Origin of the sequence: Campylobacter sp. US42a (assembly GCF_004379055.1) — a bacterium.
GTDB classification, from domain to species: domain Bacteria; phylum Campylobacterota; class Campylobacteria; order Campylobacterales; family Campylobacteraceae; genus Campylobacter_D; species Campylobacter_D jejuni.
Genome location: NZ_RYYK01000002.1, coordinates 91,978 through 113,577 on the forward strand (window position 1 = coordinate 91,978; position 21,600 = coordinate 113,577).

Annotated in this window: 24 protein-coding genes; 6 read left to right on the top strand and 18 right to left on the bottom strand. The window is 30.9% G+C overall.

The window, feature by feature from the left end:
- Window positions 1-14: 14 nt before the first annotated feature.
- Genes rpmF through ELQ10_RS02615 form a run of 3 tightly spaced genes read left to right on the top strand, consistent with a single transcriptional unit; the run spans window position 15 to window position 2,120 of the window.
- Window positions 15-161 (top strand): 50S ribosomal protein L32, encoded by a 147-nt coding sequence (gene rpmF / locus ELQ10_RS02605; protein WP_002858674.1) that lies wholly within the window; start codon window positions 15-17, stop codon window positions 159-161.
- Between the two features lie 5 nt (window positions 162-166).
- Entirely contained in the window at window positions 167-1,153 is a 987-nt protein-coding gene (plsX, locus tag ELQ10_RS02610; RefSeq protein WP_002857325.1) for a phosphate acyltransferase PlsX, read from the top strand.
- The gene (locus ELQ10_RS02615) at window positions 1,146-2,120 is read left to right on the top strand and encodes a beta-ketoacyl-ACP synthase III (RefSeq protein ID WP_134250160.1); all 975 of its coding nucleotides are present in this window, start codon (window positions 1,146-1,148) and stop codon (window positions 2,118-2,120) included. The genes plsX and ELQ10_RS02615 overlap by 8 nt, the downstream gene beginning before the upstream one ends.
- On the opposite strand, the gene ELQ10_RS02620 is transcribed toward ELQ10_RS02615, so the two are convergent.
- From ELQ10_RS02620 to ELQ10_RS02700, 17 genes are all read right to left on the bottom strand, one after another.
- Complete coding sequence (locus tag ELQ10_RS02620; protein WP_134250161.1) at window positions 2,117-2,467, bottom strand: RidA family protein; 351 nt, start codon at window positions 2,465-2,467, stop codon at window positions 2,117-2,119. The two genes, ELQ10_RS02615 and ELQ10_RS02620, sit on opposite strands and share 4 nt — an antisense overlap.
- Window positions 2,464-3,540, bottom strand: a complete 1,077-nt coding sequence (serC, locus tag ELQ10_RS02625; RefSeq protein ID WP_134250162.1) for a phosphoserine transaminase — start codon at window positions 3,538-3,540, stop codon at window positions 2,464-2,466. The genes ELQ10_RS02620 and serC overlap by 4 nt, the downstream gene beginning before the upstream one ends.
- Before the next feature lie 9 nt (window positions 3,541-3,549).
- Window positions 3,550-4,713 carry an exodeoxyribonuclease VII large subunit gene (gene xseA / locus ELQ10_RS02630; protein WP_134250163.1) on the bottom strand — a complete coding sequence of 388 codons (1,164 nt, stop codon included), beginning with the start codon at window positions 4,711-4,713 and terminating at the stop codon, window positions 3,550-3,552.
- Entirely contained in the window at window positions 4,710-5,417 is a 708-nt protein-coding gene (gene ubiE, locus ELQ10_RS02635) for a bifunctional demethylmenaquinone methyltransferase/2-methoxy-6-polyprenyl-1,4-benzoquinol methylase UbiE (RefSeq protein WP_002899012.1), read from the bottom strand. Before ubiE ends, xseA begins: the two co-directional genes overlap by 4 nt.
- 2 nt (window positions 5,418-5,419) lie before the next feature.
- On the bottom strand, window positions 5,420-6,616 hold the full coding sequence (locus ELQ10_RS02640) for a hypothetical protein (protein ID WP_134250164.1): 1,197 nt from the start codon (window positions 6,614-6,616) through the stop codon (window positions 5,420-5,422).
- A gap of 45 nt (window positions 6,617-6,661) precedes the next feature.
- Complete coding sequence (gene perR / locus ELQ10_RS02645) at window positions 6,662-7,072, bottom strand: peroxide-responsive transcriptional repressor PerR (RefSeq protein ID WP_002854244.1); 411 nt, start codon at window positions 7,070-7,072, stop codon at window positions 6,662-6,664.
- A gap of 85 nt (window positions 7,073-7,157) precedes the next feature.
- Window positions 7,158-9,005: a 1-deoxy-D-xylulose-5-phosphate synthase gene (gene dxs, locus ELQ10_RS02650; protein WP_002876899.1), complete on the bottom strand. Its 1,848-nt coding sequence runs from the start codon at window positions 9,003-9,005 to the stop codon at window positions 7,158-7,160.
- On the bottom strand, window positions 8,998-9,828 hold the full coding sequence (gene fliH / locus ELQ10_RS02655) for a flagellar assembly protein FliH (RefSeq protein WP_134250165.1): 831 nt from the start codon (window positions 9,826-9,828) through the stop codon (window positions 8,998-9,000). The genes dxs and fliH overlap by 8 nt, the downstream gene beginning before the upstream one ends.
- Window positions 9,829-9,835: 7 nt before the next feature.
- A complete protein-coding gene (gene fliG, locus ELQ10_RS02660; protein ID WP_002854670.1) occupies window positions 9,836-10,864 on the bottom strand; it encodes a flagellar motor switch protein FliG in 1,029 nt (342 codons plus the stop codon).
- Complete coding sequence (fliF, locus tag ELQ10_RS02665) at window positions 10,864-12,546, bottom strand: flagellar basal-body MS-ring/collar protein FliF (protein ID WP_134250166.1); 1,683 nt, start codon at window positions 12,544-12,546, stop codon at window positions 10,864-10,866. The genes fliG and fliF overlap by 1 nt, the downstream gene beginning before the upstream one ends.
- 51 nt (window positions 12,547-12,597) lie before the next feature.
- Window positions 12,598-13,692 carry a histidinol-phosphate transaminase gene (gene hisC / locus ELQ10_RS02670; protein ID WP_133401559.1) on the bottom strand — a complete coding sequence of 365 codons (1,095 nt, stop codon included), beginning with the start codon at window positions 13,690-13,692 and terminating at the stop codon, window positions 12,598-12,600.
- On the bottom strand, window positions 13,682-14,755 hold the full coding sequence (gene pheA / locus ELQ10_RS02675; protein WP_002857448.1) for a prephenate dehydratase: 1,074 nt from the start codon (window positions 14,753-14,755) through the stop codon (window positions 13,682-13,684). Before pheA ends, hisC begins: the two co-directional genes overlap by 11 nt.
- Entirely contained in the window at window positions 14,743-15,510 is a 768-nt protein-coding gene (locus ELQ10_RS02680; RefSeq protein WP_133401560.1) for an HAD-IIA family hydrolase, read from the bottom strand. Before ELQ10_RS02680 ends, pheA begins: the two co-directional genes overlap by 13 nt.
- Before the next feature lies 1 nt (window position 15,511).
- Window positions 15,512-16,720: a diaminopimelate decarboxylase gene (gene lysA, locus ELQ10_RS02685; RefSeq protein ID WP_002854538.1), complete on the bottom strand. Its 1,209-nt coding sequence runs from the start codon at window positions 16,718-16,720 to the stop codon at window positions 15,512-15,514.
- 43 nt (window positions 16,721-16,763) lie between these two features.
- Window positions 16,764-17,822, bottom strand: a complete 1,059-nt coding sequence (locus tag ELQ10_RS02690; RefSeq protein WP_002866667.1) for an LptF/LptG family permease — start codon at window positions 17,820-17,822, stop codon at window positions 16,764-16,766.
- Between the two features lies 1 nt (window position 17,823).
- Window positions 17,824-18,369, bottom strand: a complete 546-nt coding sequence (gene pth / locus ELQ10_RS02695; RefSeq protein WP_133401561.1) for an aminoacyl-tRNA hydrolase — start codon at window positions 18,367-18,369, stop codon at window positions 17,824-17,826.
- The gene (locus tag ELQ10_RS02700; protein ID WP_002791314.1) at window positions 18,366-18,902 is read right to left on the bottom strand and encodes a 50S ribosomal protein L25/general stress protein Ctc; all 537 of its coding nucleotides are present in this window, start codon (window positions 18,900-18,902) and stop codon (window positions 18,366-18,368) included. The genes pth and ELQ10_RS02700 overlap by 4 nt, the downstream gene beginning before the upstream one ends.
- A gap of 130 nt (window positions 18,903-19,032) precedes the next feature.
- On the opposite strand from ELQ10_RS02700, the gene ELQ10_RS02705 reads away from it, so the two are divergent.
- The 3 genes from ELQ10_RS02705 to bioD are packed head-to-tail and all read left to right on the top strand — an operon-like array spanning window position 19,033 to window position 20,303.
- Window positions 19,033-19,371, top strand: coding sequence for a multidrug efflux SMR transporter (locus tag ELQ10_RS02705; protein ID WP_002892867.1), 339 nt, complete (start codon window positions 19,033-19,035; stop codon window positions 19,369-19,371).
- Window positions 19,372-19,373: 2 nt separating this feature from the next.
- Window positions 19,374-19,688 (top strand): multidrug efflux SMR transporter, encoded by a 315-nt coding sequence (locus ELQ10_RS02710; protein ID WP_133401562.1) that lies wholly within the window; start codon window positions 19,374-19,376, stop codon window positions 19,686-19,688.
- A 9-nt stretch (window positions 19,689-19,697) separates the two neighbouring features.
- Window positions 19,698-20,303, top strand: a complete 606-nt coding sequence (gene bioD / locus ELQ10_RS02715; protein WP_002894784.1) for a dethiobiotin synthase — start codon at window positions 19,698-19,700, stop codon at window positions 20,301-20,303.
- On the opposite strand, the gene ELQ10_RS02720 is transcribed toward bioD, so the two are convergent.
- Window positions 20,290-21,573 carry an adenosylmethionine--8-amino-7-oxononanoate transaminase gene (locus ELQ10_RS02720; RefSeq protein WP_133401563.1) on the bottom strand — a complete coding sequence of 428 codons (1,284 nt, stop codon included), beginning with the start codon at window positions 21,571-21,573 and terminating at the stop codon, window positions 20,290-20,292. The genes bioD and ELQ10_RS02720 overlap by 14 nt on opposite strands.
- Between the last annotated feature and the right edge of the window lie 27 nt (window positions 21,574-21,600).

Here is a 21,600-nt window from a genome sequence, read left to right on the forward strand (position 1 = left end):
ATAAAGGAGAAAAAATGGCAGTACCAAAAAGAAGAGTGAGCAAAACTCGTGCAGCTAAACGCAGAACTCACTATAAAGTTAGTCTTCCTATGCCTATAAAAGACAAAGATGGAAGCTACAAAATGCCTCACCGTGCGAATCCAACAACTAAGGAATATTAAAATCAATGATTAACATTGCCATTGATGCAATGGGTGGTGATTTTGGAGAAAAACCCATTATAGAAGGCGTTTTAAAGGCGCTAGAAGCAAAACCTTTTAACGCTATCTTAGTGGGAAATTCTAAAATTCTAAAACCTTTAATACCAAAAAAATTAGAACAATATATACAATACGAAGAAGCTAGTGAAATTTTTTCGATGAATGAAAATGCCACAGATGCTTTAAAAAATAAAGAAACAACCATATACAAAGCTATTAATTTATTAAAAGAAAAAAAAGTAGATGCTGTAGTTTCAGCGGGTCATAGTGGAGCAAGTATGTCTTTGGCTACCTTAAGGCTTGGAAGACTTAAAGGCATTTCAAGACCTGCTATTGCCACTTTAATGCCAAATATCGTTAACAAAACTTTACTTTTGGATGTTGGAGCTAATACAGATTGTAAAGCTGAAAATTTATTTCAATTTGCCATAATGGGTGAAGTTTATGCTAGAGCAATCATGCAAATTCAAAAACCACGCCTTGCTTTACTTTCTAATGGTGAAGAAGAATGCAAAGGTAATGAACTTACCAAAGAAAGTCATCAGCTTATGAAAAAAATTCCAAATTTTATAGGTAATGCTGAAGGTAGAGATATTTTCAATGGTGAAATAGATGTTTTAGTCTGTGATGGTTTTGATGGAAATGTTATTTTAAAGGCTTGCGAAGGTGTAGCAACAGCTATTTTTCAACTTCTAAAAAACGAAGTAAAACAATCTTTTATTTCTAAAATAGGTGCTTTACTTATGAAGCCATCTTTTAAAAAATTAAAAAAACACACAGATTGGCAAGAATATGGCGGAGCACCCCTTCTTGGAGTTAATGGCTGTGTGATCATAAGTCATGGAAAAAGCGATTCTAGAGCTATTAAAAATGCAATTTTTCAAGCTATAAATTTTAGCCAATCTCATATCAATGAACTTATAGAAAATGAACTTGGGAAATACAATGCTTAAAGCCAGTCTTAAAAGTATAGCTTCTTATATTCCAGAAAAAATTTTAAGCAATGCTGATCTTGAAAAAATGGTAGATACCACCGATGAATGGATCACTAGACGCACAGGTATTAAAGAAAGGCGCATTGCTAGTGAAAATGAAAATACCAGTGATTTGGGCACAAAAGCTGCATTAAAAGCCATAGAAAGAGCAAATTTAAAACCTGAAGATATTGATGCGATTCTTGTAGCTACTTTAAGTCCTGATTATTTTACTATGCCTTCAACGGCTTGTAAAATTGCTTCAAATTTAGGACTTGTAAATATTAGCGCTTTTGATATTTCAGCAGCTTGTTCTGGTTTTATCTATTTGCTTGAACAAGCTAAAGCCTTAGTAGAAAGTGGTTTGAAAAAAAATGTTTTAATCATAGGAGCTGAAAAAACAAGTTCAATTATGGATTACAATGACAGAAGTATTTGCATACTCTTTGGAGACGGTGCAGGTGCTGGAGTTGTAAGTTTGGATAATGAAAATCATATCCTTGATGTACATACTGCAAGCAATGGTAATTATGGAGATCTTTTAATGACTCAAAGATTGCAAAAATCAAGCCTATGTCAAACACTTTCTATGCAAATGAAAGGCAATGAAGTTTTTAAAATAGCAGTAAACACGCTTAGTAATGATGTTGTAGAAATTTTAGCTAAAAATAACATTTTAGCACAAGAAATTGATCTTTTTATTCCTCATCAAGCTAATCTACGCATCATTAAAGCCGTCCAAGAAAAACTCAATCTAAGCGATGAAAAATGTGTGATCACTGTGCACAAATATGGCAATACTTCAGCTGCTTCTATACCTATGGCAATGAATGATGCCTATGAAGAAGGTCGACTTAAAAAAGGAGATCTAATCTTACTAGATGCTTTTGGCGGTGGTTTTACTTGGGGATCTGCACTTTTAAAATTTGGAGGAGAGAATTTTTAATTCTCTCTTAGCTTTCCAAAAGCTTGAATTTCCACCAAATAACCCTCTGCTAAAGCACTTCCTACACAAGCTCTAACAGGTTTAGGGTAATTTTTAATCCAAGCATCATAAATTTCATTCATTGCATCAAAATCTTGCATATTAGCTAACCAGATTTGAATTTGAATCAAATCTCCTTTGCATGCGCCTATTTTTTCAAACAAAGTATCAAGTTCTGCAAGTGCTTCTTTAGTTTGTTTTTTAATATCTCCGCTAGGTTTAAAAGCCACTTGTCCTGCAGTTTTAAAATATTTATCAAAAACAATAATTTGCGACATTCTATCGCACTCATCAAAACGCTTTATCATGCATATTTTCCTTGAAATTCTTTCATAAATTCACACAAGGTTTTTACCTGATCCAAATTAAGCGCATTATAAATACTTGCACGAATTCCTCCTAAAATTCTATGTCCTTTAAGTCCTATCATTCCAGCTTCTTCGGCTTCCTTTACAAAAAGAGGCTCTAAATCTTTATTTTTAGCAATATTAAAACTCACATTCATTAAAGATCTATCCTTTTTATCTGCATGTCCTTTATAAAATCCATTGCTTAAATCAATACACTCATAAAGCATAGCAGCTTTTTGAGAATTTTTCTCATGTACTTTATCAAGTCCACCTTGATTTAAAAGCCAATCCATTTCAAGATTAAACATATAAATAGCAAAGGTTGGAGGCGTGTTAAACAAGGACTGATTCTCAGCATGAGTCAAATAATTTAACATGCTAGGAATTTGTTTATTTTTAGATCTTTCTAACATATCTTTACGGATAAAAATACAACTTAAACCCGAAATTCCAGCATTTTTTTGCACCCCGCCATAAAAAAGAGCGATATTTGAAAAATCTACTTTTCTAGAAAAAAAATCACTCGATGCATCCACAATCAAAGGAGCTTTAGTTTTAGGATAATTTTGATATTGAGTGCCGTAAATAGTATTGTTAGAACAAATATAAGCATAATCAGCATTATCGCTAAATTCCACTCTAGGAATATGATTAAAATTACTTTCCTCGCTACTTGCTACGGTTTTAACATTGACACCTAAAATTTGCGCTTCTTTAATTGCTTTTTTTGTCCAAACTCCTGTATTTGCATATTCACAAACCCCATTTAAAGACAAATTCATAGGAATCATAGCAAATTGTAAACTTGCTCCACCTTGTAAAAATAATACTTCATAATCATCATTTAACCCGTAAAGTTTTTTAGCTTTCTCTTGTGCTCCAAAATGCACTTCTTCAAATACTTTTGTGCGGTGAGAAATTTCCATTATAGAATAACCCCTACCCTGATAATCACAGAGTTCTTTTTGAGCTTGCTCTAAAATTTCCAAAGGTAAAGTCGATGGCCCTGCACTGAAATTGATTTTTCTCATAATCTATCCTTATAAAATTTTTGCTTCTTTTTGAGAAGTTTGAGAACTTAAAATAACGATATCATCACTCTTAAGATCTTCTAAATTTGCTATTTTACCATTTTTTCTGATACAAATAAACTTTTTGCTTTTATTAAAAAAATTCTCATGTTGCAAATAAGCATTTTGCAATTTATCTAATTTTAATTCATTATAACGCATTTGATTTGCCAGTAGATGATTTAATTGCTTTTCTATATTATGGCTTTGTTTTATTTTTTCATCTATTATTTTTGGCAAAGAATTAAATTTGAAAAATTTGCTTAAATTTAAAAGCAAATTTTCATAATTTTGTATTTTATGATTCCAAAGTTGCATTAATTTTTCTTCCATTGAATCCAAACTTTGCTCTATATCCAACTTAGAATAAAACAAAGTATCTATAGCAGCTGAAGGCGTTGGAGCTCTAAAATCTGCAACAAAATCACTAATAACATAATCAATCTCATGTCCTATGGCTGAAATAATAGGAGTTTTTGCTTTAAAAATCTCTCTTGCTAAATTTTCATCATTAAAACAAAAAAGATCTTCCCTGCTTCCTCCACCACGTGCTATAATAAGAACATCTAAATCCATATCATCGGCTTTTTTTAAAGCTTGTATAAGAGAAAAAGGAGCATTATTTCCTTGAGTTAAAGCATCAAAAATATAAATTTTTGCCAAAAAATATTCTTTTTGATGAATAAGTTTTAACATATCTTGCAAAGCAGCAGAAGTTTTTGAAGTGATAATGCCTACTTTTTTAGGAAATTTTGGCAAAGATTTTTTAAAGCGTGGATCAAAAAGTCCTTCTTTTTGCAAACGCTCTTTTAAAGCCAAAAACTGTGCTTCCAAATCCCCAAAACCTGCTTTTTTCATACTAGTAGCGATAAATTGATAACGACCGCTTTCAGGATATAAACTCACACTTCCACAAAGCTCTAAAAAATCCCCCACCGCTGGTTTAAACCCGACTTTTAAATTAGCTCCTTTAAACATAGCACAAGCAATGCTTGATCTTTCATCTTTTAAATCAAAATACCAATGCCCTGAACCATGCAAAGTAATTTTTGAAATTTCTCCACTTAAAACTATATCATCAAAATGTGTTTCTAATAAAGCCTTTGCTTTAAGATTTAATTCTGTTGGTGTCATAGTTTTTTTGCTATAAACATTGAACTCACGCCAAAGCTAAAACTTTTATAATCAAGCATTTCAAAACCAGCATTTTTAAGTTCTAAGATGAATTCTTCCTTACTTAAAAATCCTTCAATAGAGTTTGGCAAATACTCATAAGCACTTTTATTTTTACTGATTATCCCACCTATACTTGGTAAAATATTTTTAAGATAAAAATCTCTACAAGCTGCTATAAATCCACCCTTTTCTCTTTTTGTAAATTCCAAAACTACCAAAATACCACCTTTTTGAAGTACTCTAGCAAATTCGCTTAAGGCTTTTTGTCTTTCTACAACATTGCGAATGCCATAACTAATACTTAAAATATCTAAACTTTGACTTTCTAAAGGTAAATTTTGCGCCCCTGCTTCTATAAATTCGACATTTGGGAATTTTTCTTTTGCAACATTTAGCATGCCACTACTTGGATCAATACCTTTAATATTTAAAATATTTTTTTCCATTTTTAAAGCACTCTCTTGCCAAATCTCTATCATATCCCCTGTGCCACAGGCAATATCAGCGATTTTTAAATCTTTTTTTAAATACAAACTCATCACTCTTTGACAAGCTTTTTTGCGCCACGCTACATCAGCTCCAAAGCTTAAAATTCTATTCGCCTTATCATAAGTAGGTGCAATTTGATTAAACATTTCTATAATTTTTTCTTGTTTTTGCATTTTTATCCTTTGTAAATTTTCAAATTTTTACTTGATTTTTTAAGCAATTTGCAAAATTTATTTTTATTATTGATTATTTTCGAAAAAATATTTTTATCTCTATCTTTACAATATTTTTCATAAAGTTTGTTTAAATTTTTTATCTCTAAAAAACGATAAAAATATTCTAAAAATATTGCCAATTCAAAAAAACTATTTTCAAAAAGCTCTAAATCAAAATTTTTTAGTATATTTTTTCTAAATAAAATAATTTTTTTTCTAAGTTCTAACGCAACAAGTTGTTTAAAAAACCTATCTTTGCAATCGCCTTCATAAAAAGAATTTTCCTTTATGAAAAAATCAAAATCATTAAACAAATCTTGGATTTTTTCATCGCTTAAAAATAGCAATAAATCTTGATTTGAATTTTCACTTGCTAAAATATCTTGAGTTTTTTTCGTTATATCTTTAAACTTTAAGGCTAAAATATTACTCAAATTTTTATCTAAAATAGTATTCATACTTGATAAAACTATATACAAGCTTCTTGAATAAAATAAAAATTCGTATAAACTTTGCTTATCTTTTCTCTCTAAAGATAAAGTCCAATAAAATTTTAATTTTTTAAATAAATAAAATAAAAAAATTCTAAATCCATCATAAGCATTAATATAATTTGGAAAATCCAAGCTAAAATTCTGATTTTTTTCTATAATTTTAAAACATTTCTCTATATCAAAATTTTGATATTCAAAACCATATAAAACGATATGTTTAGAATTTAAATCATGATGTAATTCTTTTTGAATTTTAAAATCTTTAGGAATTTTAAATTCATTGGAACTATCCAAAGTTGGAAAAAATATTTTTAAAATACAAATTTTAGGCTCTTCATAAATATCAATATAACTTTTTAAAGAGCAAAATTTAAATTCGAAGCGTTCTTTTTTAATACTCTTTCCTATAATCTTTTTTCGAGCTTTTTCAAATTTTTTTTTAGAAATTTTCTCTTCTTGATTCTGTTCTAAAATTGAATTATTAAATTTTGTAATTTTATAAAATTCATTGCAAAAACTTTGAAATTTGACACTATGATTTGAAGTTATTTGAGTATAAAAAGTTTCAAATTTAGAATTTTGAAAAGGTATATTATCTTTTTTTAAATTCTCTAAAAGAGTGCAATCGGATAGTAAAAAGTTTTTTTGAATTTCATAAACCATTAAAATAACCCTTAAAATATATGGGTTATTTTAACCTTATTTTGCTTAATGACACTTTTTGCAACTGTCAACATAAGCACAAACAGACAGATGATTGACGAGATTGCCTATCTTTTTTTCTAAATGCTCTTGATATTCATAAAGCTTAGCATCTTTAAAACTTAAATCCTCTATACCACCACATTTGGCGCAAACAACATGAATATGTTCTTCTTCATAAATATCGTAACAAGTTTTTTGATTTAAAACATTGATTTCAACAACTAAACCTTGTTCTTGCAAAGTATTAAGATTTTTATAAACCGTCGCTAAAGAGATTGAAGGGTATTCTTTTTTAATTTCTGTATATAATTCATCAATATTAGGATGCTCATGTCTTTTTAAAATTTTTAAAACACATAGTCTTTGCGGAGTAGCTTTTAACTCATGTTTTTTAAGCATTTGTAGTAATTCCATTTTATTTATTCCTTGCTTTTTTAAGTAAAAATAATAATAAAATTTTTATTAAAAGAAGTTTATATTAAATAATATTTTTTATTATTTAATGATAAAATTTTAAAACTTTCGTCAACAAACTATTGACATCTTTTTCTAGATTTTTTTCCACTTCACTTGTTTTTCCATGTTCAATAAATTTGTCTTCATATTCAAAGCTAACAACTTTTACATGCAAATCATATTTTTGTAAAAAATTATTAATTAAACTTTCTATACCGCCAATTTTAACATTTTCACTAAAAATAAACCAAATTTTACTTTTTTTAGCAAGCTCACACAAAAGCTCTTCATCTAAAGGTTTAGCAAAAATTAAATCAATCAAATTAGCATTATTATTCATTTCTTGCAAGGCTCTTAAGACTTGCCACGCTTTTGCCACACCTTGTCCATAACCTAAAAAAGCAATTTCACTATTATTTTTTACAAGCCATTGTGCCTTACCAAGTTTTATCTCACAAGGATTAAATTCTTTATCCAAAATAAAACTCCCTCTAGGATAACGAAAAGCAATAGGTCCTTGATGTAAATAAGCATACTCCATTATATTTTGCATCATTTGTTCATCTCTTGGGGCTAAAAGAGTGAAATTTGGCAAAGGAGCTAAAAAACTAAGATCAAAAACACCTTGATGCGTCTCCCCATCTTCGCCTACTATCCCTGCTCTATCCATAGCAAAAACCACATTTAAATTCATAATCGCACAATCATGGATCACTTGATCATAAGCACGCTGCAAAAAGGTGCTATATATTGCAATAAAAGGTTTAAATCCTTCTTTTGCCATAGCGGCCATAGAAGTTACTGCATGCTGTTCTGCAATAGCCACATCCCAAAAACGATTTGGATATTTTTCTATAAGCTTATCAAGACCTGTTCCACTTGGCATAGCCGCCGTAACCCCAACAATATTTTCATATTTTGAGGCTAAATCAAGCAAATTCTTAGAAAAAATTTCAGTAGCAGATTTTTTAGCATCACTTTTTTTAACACTCTCTCCACTATCTATATCAAAAGCTCCCACCCCGTGCCATTTAGCATGTTTTCCTTCAGCTAAAGCATAGCCTTTACCCTTTATGGTTTGAGCATGTATCACACAAGGCTTTTGCATAGCTTTTGCTTGTTTTAATGCAGAAATAATTTCACCTAAATTATGTCCATCAATAGGCCCTATATATTCAAGCCCTAATTCTTCAAACAAAAGCCCAGGAGTAATAAGTTTAAAACTCTCTTCAAAACGCTTGGCCATATAAGTAGCACTATCAGGCAATATATCCAACATTTTAGCAATACGCTTTTTAAAACTTTGATAAAACTGCGTTGCCATAGCCTGAGAAAGATACTTTGAAATTGCTCCAATTGGTTTTGAAATACTCATTTCATTATCATTTAAAAGTATTACGCAAGGAAATTTAGAATCACCCAATTCATTTAAAGCCTCATAGGCCATACCCGCACTTAAAGCACCATCTCCAATCAAAGCAACAGGAATACGCTTTTCACCTTTTAAAGCAATGGCCTTACAAGCACCTACTGCCAAAGAAATAGAGGTGCTAGAATGCCCTGCTACAAAATAATCTCCCTCGCTAGGTTTTGTATAACCACTTAAACCATTGATTTGTCTTAAAGTATCAAATATTTCTTCTTTTCCGCTTAAAAGCTTGTGTGTATAAGACTGATGCGACACATCAAAAATAAAAGGATCTTTTTTTGCATCAAAAACCAAATGCATTGCTATACTAAGTTCTACAGCACCCAAATTTGAACTTAAATGCCCACCATTTTTACTCACAACTTGTATGATTTTTTCACGCATAGATGCTGCTAAATTTTCTAATTCTTTTAAACTTAGCTTTTCTAACTCTTCTTGAGTATGGGCAAATTTTTTACTCATTATTCACCATTTTTTTAATTTTAGTTAGACGAGAGTTAAGATTGGATTCTATATTGCCTGCGTCACTTATAATAACAACACTTCCTTTGCTAATTGCATCATCAAGACTTATTTTAATATGAGCATTCTGATCAAATTGCTCTTTTAAATACTCATAATCCTCTGCATTAACCTTAAGCTCAATTGCGCTAGCACCCTTAAGCTCGCCGATTAAATCTTTGGCCAAAGCATAAGCTATCTTACTTGAATTTAGTTCAAGCTCTTTTAAGATTACTTCTTTAGCGATATCTATAGCAGTATCTGCTAATTCTTTCTCATTTTTTTCTATGAAATTTTCAAGATTTTCGCAAGCATTATCGAGTTTGGCTATACTTTTTAAATACTTATCTTTAAAATCACTCAATTCCTTTTGAAATTCTTCTTTTGCTTTCTCATAACCTTCTTTGGCAAATTTTTCTTTAGCATTTTCAAGTTCTGAATTTAAGCGGTTATTAAATTCATTCTCTTGGCTTTCTATTTGCATTTGAAGTTTAATAATATTGCTTGACATTTCATCTGTTTTTTTAAGCAAATCTTCAACAAAACTTGGTTGAAATGTTGGAATTTGAGTTTCCATAACAGCTTGCGTAGGGACAATGGCTTGATTTTCTTCAACTGGTTTTTCGTCATTTAAAGATATATTAGCATTTTCTTCATCTGGAGTTTGAGTATGTTTTTTTTCACCTGTATGATTATCAAATTCTGAAATAACTTTAAAACGATATCCTTCAACAACATGCTGATCAGAAGCCCCACCAGAAATTACATTGCTACGATTAACCATCTCTCACCTACTCTATCATTTCATCCGCATCGCCTGTTTGAACAAGACCTTGTTCTGCAAGTTTTTGCACCACTTCAACAACCTTTCTTTGTGCATCTTCAACATCTTTAACACGCACAGCACCCAAAAAACCCATTTCTTCAAGAAAAGCTTCGCTTGCACGCGTAGACATATTGGCTAAGAATTTTTGCTTTAACTCTTCACTTGCACCTTTTAAACCTATCATTAAATCACGCTTATCGGCTACTTTTAAAATTTCTCTTATAGCTTGAGTGCTAAGTTTTTGTATATCATCGAAAGTAAACATAAGCTCTTTAATAGTCTCTGCTAAGCGTTCATCACTTTGTTCAATATAAGTAATGGTTGATTTGCTTGCTTTTTGACCCAAACGATTAAGCACTTCTGCTACCGCTCTTGGGCCGCCCACTTCAACCTTATAAGAGGTAAGACTTTCAAGCTTGCTTTCTAGCACTGCAGAAACTCTTTTAATAATACTTGGAGAAATATCGCCAAGATTTGCCATTCTTATAACCACCTCAGCCCTTAACTCATCGCTAAAATACTCTAAAGTTTCTGCCGCATGAATAGAATCCATGTGTGCCAAAATAAGAGCGATGGTTTGTGGGTGCTCTTTGGTAATAAAGTCTGCAAGTTGCTGTGGTTTAATTTGTGCCAAATAAGCAAAATTTTGATTATTCTCCATACTTTTAGTGAGTTTTTCAAGAATTTTATTTGCAATCTCTGGCCCAAAAGTACGAAAAAGTATTTCTTTAGCATATTCCAAACCACCACTTTTAATATATTGATTTGATTGAAGCAGAGTGTAAAATTCTTCTAAAACTGCAGTAGCTACGGATCTATCAACATTTTTAGCCATAGCAATATAACGTGAAATTTCTGTAATTACATCAATTTCCATATGTGAAAACACAGAAGTTGTTGCATCTTCGCCAAGTTGTATAAGAAATATTGCTACCTTCTCAGGCATCGATAAATCATCATAGACCATTTTTTGTTCTTCACTTAGCTTTATCATCACATATCCTTTTCGCCAAATTCACTATCATTTTGAATTAAGTTTTGTAAAAGTGCTGCAATTTCCTCGCCTTTATCACTTACTAAACCACGCAATTTTTCAAGTAAAACCTCATATTGAATAGAATCTTCATTAAAATTATCCCCAAAACCAAGTTGTTCTTCAACTTTTTTCCTTGCTGCATTAAATTTCTCCAAAGCATCTTCAGCATCATCTAAAACAGCATTTGGACCTTGCTGCATTTCTTCTTGCGCTGCGACATCTTCAAGCATTTTTTGAGTAAATGGAGCAATGACTTTTTTGTAAAAAATAAAAAGTAAAATCGCTGCAATAAAATACTTAACTGGTGGAATAAATGGCTCAACAAAACGATTGTAAAAAGTTTTAACTTTACTCTCAACTCTAATCGACTCACGATGAAATGGTAAATTTTGCACTACAACACTATCACCTCTAGTAGCGCTAAAATTAATAGTATTTTTAACTATACTCTCAACACTTGCAAGCTCTTCTTTAGTCAATGGGACATATTCGCTTTTCACTTCCCCATTTTCATCAACCACATCTTGATATTTTCCATCTATAGTGACAGCTGCTGAAGTGCGTAAAACTGTTGCAAATTGTTTTTTTGTATTTGTGATAGTTTTAGAAAGTTCATTGTTTGTAGTAACTTGATTTTTTTTATAAGTGTCAATTTGACCTTTATTGTCAAGTCCTTCAACAGGACCTATATTAGAAACAGCACCTGGAACACCCTGAATTTCTGGATCTTTTCTACCTGTTCTTTCCTCGTTTAAAGTTTGCTCACTACGCACTATAGGATTTGGATCATAAATTTCACTTTGAGATTCTTGCTTGGAAAAATCAAAATCTATATTTACACTCACTTTTACTTTATCCATACCACCTGCAAAAGGAGCTAAATTTTCTATAATCTTATCTTCTAAAGCTTTTTCTTGATCACTTTTAAATTTAATTTGCGCACGAACCAAGTCATCTTCATATGCTTCTTGCTCATCTAAAGGCACACCACTTTGATCACTAATCTTAACATTTTCTTTAGTAAGTTTTGGAACTGCCGCTGAAACAATATTTTTTATACCATCAATTTGTTTTCTAGTAAGCTTTAAGCCTTCGCGAACATTAACAACAACTGAAGCTGTAGGTGGAATTTGCCTTTCAGTAAAAACACTATCTTTAGGAAATGCTATGTGTACAACAGCGCTACGAATAGGTTCTAAAGTCTCAATAGTTCTTGCAAGTTCGCCTTCTATGGCTCTTTGGTATTTTACCTTTTGCTCTTCATTTGTAGCTCCAAAAGCTTGAGTGTCAAAAGCTTCAAAACCCACGCGACTATCTTTTATAAGACCTTCGCTTGCAATAAACATTCTTTGACGATAAACCTGATCTTGTGGAACTAAAATTTTATTTTCACTTTCTAATTTATAGGGAATATTATTTTGTTCAAGTTTAGCTACAATTGCAGCAGAAGAACTTGGGCTTACATTTTCAACTAAAACTGCATATCCATTATTTGCATTACTACCACTTCCACGAAATAAAGCTAAAAAAACCAAAAACCCAACCACTACTACAATAGATGCAGCAATCACTATACGCTGCTTGCGAGTTAAATTTTGATAAAGTTGCCCAATTTGATGAAGCATATTTTTAAAATCCATTAATTCTCATCCCTTAGTTTAGCGAATTTTACATATTTTTATTTGATTTATCTATCTTAAAATCTTATCAAATTCTGTAAAAAATTTTTCATTTTCATAAGATGTTCCTATAGTAATGCGTATAGCATTTAAACCATAGCTTTTTAAATTTCTTATTATTATACCCTTTTTAAGCAATTTTTCAGACAAATCTGTACTATTTTTTTCATCAAAAAAATAAGTGATGAAATTTGTATAACTATCAATGATTTTAATATCATATTTTTTAGCAAATTCTTTATAAAGCTCCATTTGAGAAAAATTATTCTCTAAAGTTTTTTTAGTAAATTCATCATCATTTATTGCTGCAACTGCTGCTTTTAAAGCAAGATTGCTCACATTAAAAGGAGCACGAAGCTTGTAAAATGCATTAATAATATTAGCATTAGCTATACCATAACCAATGCGTAAGCCTCCTAATCCATAAAGTTTAGAAAAAGTTCCTAAATAAAGTACATTGTCAAATTCTTTAATCAATTCACAAGGTTCTAAATGTTTTTTACTATCTTTAAAACTTGCAAATTCATTATAAGCTGCATCAATCACAACTAAACAATCCTCATCCACACCTTTAATAAACTTGGTCACTTCACTTGCATCCAAACACTCGCCTAAAGGATTATTTGGTAAGCATAAGAAAATGAGTTTAATTTCATCTTTGTGTGCTTCATAAAGCTTTTTAAACTCATTTAAATCATGAGTAATGCTTTGAGTTTTATAACACTTTGCACCGCATTGTTTGGCATAAATTTCATACATAGCAAAGGTAACTCCGGCTTGTAAAAAAGCATTTTTAGAATTTAACTTAGCATGTATAGCAAATTCAATCACTTGATCACTACCTGCACCAATGATAATATTTTCATTTTGAACTTTGTATTTTTGAGCCAATGTGCTTTTAAGTTCTATCATACTATCATCAGGGTAAAGATGAGCTTTGTTTGCATTTTGTCTTAAGCATTCTATGGCTTTTGGTGGCGTACCAAAAGGATTTTCATTACTTGCTAATTTTATCACTTCTTTAACGCCATATTCTTTGGCAATAACTTCTATATCTTTTCCGGGTTCATAATTGCTTAAATGATTTAAAAATTCATTAAATTTCATCTTTTTCTCCTGATAAATAAGATCCAAGCCAAACAATCTCTTGTATATCTTTTAAAGCTTTTTTTACATTTTCATCATCAATATGCCCTTCAAAATCTATATAAAAACTGTGTAAAAATTCTTTTGATTTTACAGGACGAGATTCAAGCTTGGTAAGATTGATATCTTCTTTTTTAAACTGCTCTAATAAAAAGCTAAGCCCCCCAGGTTTATGTGCTGTGTGTGCTAAAATAGAAGTTTTACAATTTGGCATTTTAGGATTTTTAATATCGCTTAAAATTAAAAATCTTGTTTTATTGGCTGCATTATCTTCTATTTTATCAAAAAGCACAGGCACATTATAAAGCTTAGCCGCTATTTTAGAGCAAATTGCTGCCGCATATTTATCTTGCGAAGCTAAATAAGCCGCATTAGCTGTAGATTTTGAAGGAACAAATTCTATAGCGCTAAGTTCATGACTTTCTAAAAATTTACGACATTGATTATAACCTTGCGGATGCGAATAAATGCGTTTGATTTCTTTTAAATTTTCATTAATTCCCACAAAAGAATGATGAATATCCATATAAATTTCACCAAAAATTTTAAGCTCATTATACTTACCTAGACAATCTAAAGTAATACCTACTGCACCTTCGGTATTATTTTCTATAGGCACAACACCGTATTTTGCTTCTTTGTTGCTTAACTCTTTAAAAACATCTTCGATATTAGCCAAGGCTATATAACGACTCATCGCACCAAAACGACTTCTTGCTGCTTGATGAGTATAAGTTCCCTCAGGCCCTAAATAAGCTATAGTTTGAGGCATTTCTAAATTTCTTGAAACTGCAAAAATTTCTTGATAAATTGCCTCTATGGCATTTTGATCTAAAAGTCCTAAATTTGCATTTTTTAAACGATTGATAATGGCTCTTTCACGCTCAGGACGATAAATAGCTCCCCCACTGCTTTGTTTAAGCTCGCCTATACTTTTAACATAAGTCATTCTTTCATTTAAAAGTTCTAAAATTTTATCATCAACCGCATCGATTTTATTTCTAAATTCTTCTAAATTTGGCATTTTAGCTCCTTTAAAAACTCAAAAACACTAGGATAAACTCCATCAAGCAAATCCATATCAATGCCTTTTGTATCGCTTATCTTTCCGCTTAAAACCAGCAAGGTTTTCATGCCAAGTTCTTTTGCCTTAAGCAAGTCTCCTCTAAAATCATCACTAATGATTTTAATATCTTCAAAATCGATTTTTGAATTTTGTTTTCTTATCAAATTTAAAGCTTCTTTATAAAAAGCAATGCTAGGCTTACCCACAACCTCGTATTCAAAATCAATAGCATTTTTAAGCATAGCCATAATGCTACCTACACCAGGATAAGGCCTACCATCTTTTTTATAAATGCTAGTTTCGTGCATAGCTATAAACCTAACTTCTCTTCTAGCCAATTCTATCATACTAGCAAAATCTTTAAATTTAAAATCATCATAACTAGCTACAAGCACAGCACTAGGATTTACAAAATCAAGTTCAAAACCAAGATTTTCAAGACTTTTTACAAACTCATCTGCACCAAAAGCCGCAACTTTACAAGGTTTTAAAAGGTGTTTTAAAACGCTAAAAGGATCAATATAAGCATTTTCTTTTATAGCCAATCCTTTTTGCTGTAATTTTTCTAAAAAATCAAGTTTTTTTGTATTGTTAGTAATGATAACATAAGGAAGATTTTTTGCATTTAAAAAATCGATCAATTCTTTAGCACCATGGATTAAACTCTTATCATGATCAGAAATTAAAGTCCCTTGAACATCTAAAAAAAACATTTTAAGCCTTTAAAAATTTCTCTTCTAAAGCGATTTGATTTTCAAAATTTTCTCTTTGACGGATCAATCTTACCTGTCCTTCTTCAAGGGCTAATTCGCAAACTTTATTACGAGTATTGTAGTTACTACTCATGCTAAAACCATAAGCTCCAGTATTTTTAATAACCATTATATCGCCGCTTTGAGTGCTAGGTAAAGACCTTGCTTTAGCAAAAAAGTCTCCACTCTCACAAATTCCACCTACAACATCACATAAACTCTCTTGGGCTTGATTATAAGGTAAGATTATTTCATGATAAGCCTCGTATAAACTTGGGCGTATAAGATCATTCATCGCTCCATCTACTACAACAAAACGCTTGGTTTTATTTTGTTTTTCATAAAGTACTGAACAAACAAATTCTCCACTTTTAGCAACTAAATACCTTCCAGGCTCCATTCCTATGGTTAAATCAAGCCCATGAAGTTGTGCTAATATACCTTGTGCATAATTATAAAGATCAGGTTCGCACTCATCTTTTTCATAAGCTACACCCAAACCACCGCCTATATCAAAAAATTTAAGGTCGATTTGCAAGGCTTTTAACTCTCTTACAAGTTTTGCAACAATGCCTGCTGCTTCATGAATGGGAGAAATATCTAAAAGTTGCGAACCTATATGAAAATGCACTCCAACAGGCTCTAAAAAAGATGAATTTTTTGCATAAAGATACATTTTTCTTGCTATATCAATTTCAACACCAAATTTATTTTCATTTAATCCTGTAGAAATATAAGGATGAGTTTTTGCATCAACATTTGGATTAACACGAATACTGATTCTTGCCTTTAGATTAAGTTCTTTAGCCACACTTTCTAAAAGCATCATTTCAGCTTCGCTTTCAAGGTTAATATATAAAATATCATATTCTAAAGCTTGTCTTAACTCTTCTTTGGTTTTTCCTACTCCACTAAAAATAATCTTATAAGCTTTTGCTCCTGCTTTTAAGGCACGCTTTACCTCGCCTATACTCACACAATCAAATCCACTATCTAAATTTGCAAGCATTTGCAACAAACTTAAATTTGAATTGGCTTTTACAGCGTAAAAAATTTGAGATTTTCTTGCCTTAAAAGCCTCTTTGAGATTTAAAAAACGCTCTTTTATGAAATCAAAATTGTAAATATAAAAAGGAGTATTAAATTCTTGCTTTAATTGTTTATAATCCATATTTAACCTTTAATTTTTATAATTTTACTACACAAAGCTTAATTTATCGATGCTTATAATACATATAAGCACTTAAACAACCCAAAATTATAATAGGCACTACAATGCCAATTTCACTTGCAATCACACTATTTTCGCTTAATCTAGTAAGCAAAAACAAGACTCCCCAAATCATCAAAGTCACTACAAAAGCTATAAAAGTTACAAAAGCAAGATTAAAAAATCTTGCTATTACAGGAAAAAAATAATACATAATAAGCATTAAAAATGGTGCAAAAAAAGGAGTAAAAACAAATTTATAAAGATTGATTTTAAGAGCATCTGTATTGACATTTTGCGCCTTAAAAAGCTCAAAACTTTCAAGTGCGTCAGATATTGAATAATCACTATTACTAGCAACCCCTTCTATAATCTTTGGTTTAAAACCCTCAAGTGATTTAAGCTCGGAGAAATCTTGTATCTTTAAACCATCATTAGCAAGTTCATAATTTTTAGGTAATAATGTAATATTACCATCTCGCAAAATCCAACTTTCACCTTCAAAATGGGCATTTTTAGCACTTACAAAAGAGCTTAAATTTAAATCATTGATATTAAAAATTTTTATATTTTGAGCACTATTTTGTCCATTGTTTATCTTTGAAATATAAACAAAATTATTGTTAAATTTCAAAAACACTTCTCCACTTTGATTCATAATAGTGCCATTTTTTAAAATATTTCTCTTATAATCATTTGCATAAGCAAAAGAAGTAAAATTCAATCCTATATAAATACAACAAAAAAATAAAGCCCATAAAAAAGGAAATAAAATAACATAATTTCTGCTCAGTCCTAACGCATAAAGACTTACAAATTCATTTGCTCTGATCATAGAAATCAAAGAAACTACCAAAGCAAAAATCAAAGAAATGGGTAATACATAAGGCACTGCCGAGAAAGATAAAAACATAACATAAAGCAAATCAAGATTTGCGGCTTTTGGTAGATCTTTAAAATTTAAGAGCAAATCAATACCGCAATAAAAACCAAGTAAAGAAAAAAATATAATAAAAAAATTTTTTAGATAAATCCCTGAAATAAAACGAAAAAATATCCACATCTTAAGCCTTTAGGCTGTATTTGGATGATATAGCAGACAAATCATCGTTTTCAATAAGCTCAAGCAAAGCTTTTTTTGTATGCTCTAAAACTTTGCTTAAAGTTATTTCTTCTTCGGCTTTAAACTTGCCCAAAACATGGGAAATCACATTTTCACCCTTTCCCACTCCTATACGCACTCTTTCATAACCATTTCCACATAAAGTATCTATGCTTTTAAGCCCATTATGTCCACCACTTGAACCGCCTTTTTTAAAGCGCAAGGCTCCTAAATTTATATCTATATCATCATGGATAACTATCATTCTTTCGCATTTATAAAAATCATTCACTGCTTTTACACTAAGTCCTGAATTATTCATATAAGTACTAGGTTTAAGAAGAAGTAAAGAAGAACCTATTTTAAAAAGTTCTCCTTTAAATTTAGAGTTTGTAAGATTTGTAAAATTGCTTTCTTTTAAAAGCAAGTCAATTAGCATAAAACCGACATTATGACGGGTATTTTCATACTCTACGCCTATATTGCCAAGCCCTACGACTAAAATCATCTAGCTTTTTCTACACCTACAACCGCTACTCTATCAGCATCAATCATAGTTACTCCCGCAGGAACTACAATATCACGAACAAGTAAAGCATCACCCACATCAAGTTTACTTACATCAAGTTCGAAAAAATTTGGTAAATTTTCAGCTGCACATTTTACTTTTAATCTTCTTTTTGATTGGATTAAAACACCTTTATTTTTAAGACCTATAGCTGTTCCTGTGATTTTAACTGGAACCATGTATTTAGAAATCACACCTTTTTGTGCAACTTTTAAATCCACATGTTTAAGTTCTGCAGTTACAGGATCTTTTTGATAATCCACAACTACAACGCTTAAAGTTTGAGAACCTACTTTTACATCAAAAATTAAAGTAGTTTTTTTACGAACTTCCTTAATAAACTCATTTACTTTAAAAGCGGCATTGATGTTTTCTAATCCTTTTCCATAGATGTTTGCGATTAGATAACCATCTCTTTTTAAAGCTTTAGCAGCTTTTCTACCGATACTCTCTCTAACGATACCTTCTAACATCTTTTGTCCTTTCTTAAAAAATGAGCTTTGATTATATCTAATTTTGGCTTATGGAAAAGTAAATTTATAGCTTCTTTAATTTCTTTAAGATATAATTTGTTTTATAAATTATGTTAATTTAAGGCTTCATGTGAATGAAAAATTCAATATCAATATAGCTTGGTTTTTAATAATCTTAGGTGGGATTATAGAATGCTTTTGGGTAAGCGGACTTAAATATTCTACAGAAATTTGGCATTATATTTTAACAGCCATTGGAGTTTGTATTTCTTTTACTTGCTTTTTAAAAGCTTGTGAAAGACTTGAAGTAAGTATTACTTATAGTGTTTTTGTAGGCATTGGCACTGTTGGGGTGGTTTTAAATGAAATGTTTATTTTTAACGAGGCTGTTTCTATAGTTAAACTTGTGCTTATAGCGATTTTACTTTTAAGCATTATAGCCCTTAAATGGGTAAGCAAGGAAGCTTAGTTATGGAATGGTTTTATTTGTTTTTAGCTACTGCTTGTGAAATTTTTGGTGTGGTGATCATGAAAGAACTTGTAAGCACTAAAAACAAGCTTTACCTTTTGGCTTTGATTGTGTGTTTTGGATTTTCTTTTACTTTTTTAAGCTTAAGTATGCAAAATATCGCTATGAGTGTTGCTTATGCTATATGGACAGGAGCTGGAACTGCTGGTGGGGTAATGATAGGAGTACTTTTTTATAAAGAAAGTAAAAGTTTTTTAAAACTTTTTTTAATCGCTGTGATTATTGCTTGTACAATAGGTTTAAAATTTCTTTCTTAAGGATTTTTTGTGCAAATTTATGTGAGTGGAATACATACTGATGTAGGAAAAACACATTTTAGTGCAGCTTTTTGCGCGAATTTTAACTATGATTATTTTAAACTCATTCAAGCAGGAACTCCAACAGATAGCGAGTTTATTGCAAAATTTAGCCCAAAAACAAAGGTTTTTAAAGAAGGTATTTTTTTGCAAACTCCAGCTTCCCCTCATCTTGGAAAAATCAAAGAAAAGCTTGATTATAAAGCCTTAGATATTATTTTACCAAAAAGTGAGAACCTACTTATTGAGCTTGCAGGTGGGCTTTTTTCTCCTATGGATGAAAATTACACTATGATTGATTTTGTGAATATTTTTAAACACCCTACGATTTTAGTAGCAAAATACTATCTTGGAAGCATTAATCATATCTTGCTTAGCATTGAAGCTTTAAAGCAAAGAAATATTAATCTTTTAGCCCTTGTGATGATGGGCAAAAAAGATACCTTTCAAGATGATTTTATAAAAAATTATGCAAAAATTCCCATAATTAATCTTGATTTTTTTGATGAAAATAGCATTTTAAATCAAGATTTTAAAGAGCAAATGCAAGAAATTTTGCAACTTAAAATTCCTTAAAAATTTGTTCTAAACTCTCTACTACATAAACGATTTGTTCTTTTGTGATGATGTAAGGAGGCATAAAATAAATCGTATTTGCTAAAGGTCTTAAAAGCAAACCTTTTTCTAAGGCTTTTTGAAATACAAAAAGTCCCACGCGTTCGTGTTTATGGCTTAAAATATCAAAAGCACTGATCATTCCACAAGTTCTAAAATTTCCTAAAAAATCAAATTTTTTAAGTTTTGAAAATTCTTGCTGGATAAAGGTGCTTAAAATTTGATTTTTTTCTAAAATATTTTCATTTTCAAAGATATCTAAAACCGCATTAGCTGCTGCACAAGCTAGAGTGTTTCCTGTATAACTATGAGAGTGTAAAAAGGCTTTTTGTTCGCTATAGGGTGCATAAAAGGCATTATAAATTTCATCCTTTGTAAGCACTACAGAAAGGGGCATAAATCCTCCTGTAATTCCCTTTGAAAGACAGATAAAATCGGGGCTTTGTTTGCATTGATGCAAGGCAAACAAAGTGCCTGTGCGTCCAAAACCTACCGCAATTTCATCAAAAATCACTTGCACATTAAAATCATGGCAAAGCTTTATTGCTTCATCGATAAAGCTAGCTTCATACATGTGCATATTTCCCGCACATTGGACTAAAGGCTCAAGTATAAAAGCACAAATTTCACTCGAGTGTTTTTCTAAAATATCTTTTAAAATTTCAAGCTCTTTAGTATAGTCTTTACCTTGTGGCACAGGAGTGCTTAAACACTCTAAAAGCAAGGCTTTGTAAGTATCTTTATAAAGCGCAACATCGCCCACACTTAAAGCCCCTAAGGTTTCGCCATGATAGGAATTGCTTAAAGATAAAAATTTATTTTTTTTCAAACCTTTATTTAAATGATAATGAAAACTCATTTTAAGCGCTACTTCAATGGCACTTGATCCATTATCCGCATAAAAACATTTATTAAAATCATGCCCCACTTTTTCACAAAGTCTCGTAGAAAGCTTGATGATAGGCTCATGTGTAAAACCTGCTAAAATCACATGCTCAAGCTCATCAACTTGTTTTTTGATGGCATTTGCGATTTTTTCATTACAATGACCAAAAAGATTTACCCACCAAGAACTCACACAATCCATATAAGCCTTATCATCAAAATCATAAAGCCACACGCCTTTTGCTTTTTTTATAGGGATTAAAGGTAGGGTTTCGTGATCTTTCATTTGTGTGCAAGGGTGCCAAATGTGTTTTAAATCGAGATTTTTTAAGATTTGATTTTGCATTATAACTTCTTTTTTAAAAATATTTTG

What these genes read in the sequence shown, in the direction of transcription:
- plsX (WP_002857325.1), top strand. Translation starts at nt 167, where the DNA reads ATGATTAACATTGCCATTGATGCAATGGGTGGTGATTTTGGAGAAAAA.
- fliH (WP_134250165.1), bottom strand. Translation starts at nt 9,828, where the DNA reads ATGGTTAATCGTAGCAATGTAATTTCTGGTGGGGCTTCTGATCAGCAT.
- ELQ10_RS02615 (WP_134250160.1), top strand. Translation starts at nt 1,146, where the DNA reads ATGCTTAAAGCCAGTCTTAAAAGTATAGCTTCTTATATTCCAGAAAAA.
- xseA (WP_134250163.1), bottom strand. Translation starts at nt 4,713, where the DNA reads ATGACACCAACAGAATTAAATCTTAAAGCAAAGGCTTTATTAGAAACA.
- ELQ10_RS02640 (WP_134250164.1), bottom strand. Translation starts at nt 6,616, where the DNA reads ATGGTTTATGAAATTCAAAAAAACTTTTTACTATCCGATTGCACTCTT.
- hisC (WP_133401559.1), bottom strand. Translation starts at nt 13,692, where the DNA reads ATGAAATTTAATGAATTTTTAAATCATTTAAGCAATTATGAACCCGGA.
- fliF (WP_134250166.1), bottom strand. Translation starts at nt 12,546, where the DNA reads ATGGATTTTAAAAATATGCTTCATCAAATTGGGCAACTTTATCAAAAT.
- dxs (WP_002876899.1), bottom strand. Translation starts at nt 9,005, where the DNA reads ATGAGTAAAAAATTTGCCCATACTCAAGAAGAGTTAGAAAAGCTAAGT.
- pheA (WP_002857448.1), bottom strand. Translation starts at nt 14,755, where the DNA reads ATGCCAAATTTAGAAGAATTTAGAAATAAAATCGATGCGGTTGATGAT.
- serC (WP_134250162.1), bottom strand. Translation starts at nt 3,540, where the DNA reads ATGAGAAAAATCAATTTCAGTGCAGGGCCATCGACTTTACCTTTGGAA.
- ELQ10_RS02710 (WP_133401562.1), top strand. Translation starts at nt 19,374, where the DNA reads ATGGAATGGTTTTATTTGTTTTTAGCTACTGCTTGTGAAATTTTTGGT.
- lysA (WP_002854538.1), bottom strand. Translation starts at nt 16,720, where the DNA reads ATGGATTATAAACAATTAAAGCAAGAATTTAATACTCCTTTTTATATT.
- fliG (WP_002854670.1), bottom strand. Translation starts at nt 10,864, where the DNA reads ATGATAAAGCTAAGTGAAGAACAAAAAATGGTCTATGATGATTTATCG.
- pth (WP_133401561.1), bottom strand. Translation starts at nt 18,369, where the DNA reads ATGATTTTAGTCGTAGGGCTTGGCAATATAGGCGTAGAGTATGAAAAT.
- perR (WP_002854244.1), bottom strand. Translation starts at nt 7,072, where the DNA reads ATGGAATTACTACAAATGCTTAAAAAACATGAGTTAAAAGCTACTCCG.
- rpmF (WP_002858674.1), top strand. Translation starts at nt 15, where the DNA reads ATGGCAGTACCAAAAAGAAGAGTGAGCAAAACTCGTGCAGCTAAACGC.
- ELQ10_RS02620 (WP_134250161.1), bottom strand. Translation starts at nt 2,467, where the DNA reads ATGATAAAGCGTTTTGATGAGTGCGATAGAATGTCGCAAATTATTGTT.
- ELQ10_RS02700 (WP_002791314.1), bottom strand. Translation starts at nt 18,902, where the DNA reads ATGTTAGAAGGTATCGTTAGAGAGAGTATCGGTAGAAAAGCTGCTAAA.
- ELQ10_RS02690 (WP_002866667.1), bottom strand. Translation starts at nt 17,822, where the DNA reads ATGTGGATATTTTTTCGTTTTATTTCAGGGATTTATCTAAAAAATTTT.
- ELQ10_RS02680 (WP_133401560.1), bottom strand. Translation starts at nt 15,510, where the DNA reads ATGTTTTTTTTAGATGTTCAAGGGACTTTAATTTCTGATCATGATAAG.
- ubiE (WP_002899012.1), bottom strand. Translation starts at nt 5,417, where the DNA reads ATGCAAAAACAAGAAAAAATTATAGAAATGTTTAATCAAATTGCACCT.
- ELQ10_RS02720 (WP_133401563.1), bottom strand. Translation starts at nt 21,573, where the DNA reads ATGCAAAATCAAATCTTAAAAAATCTCGATTTAAAACACATTTGGCAC.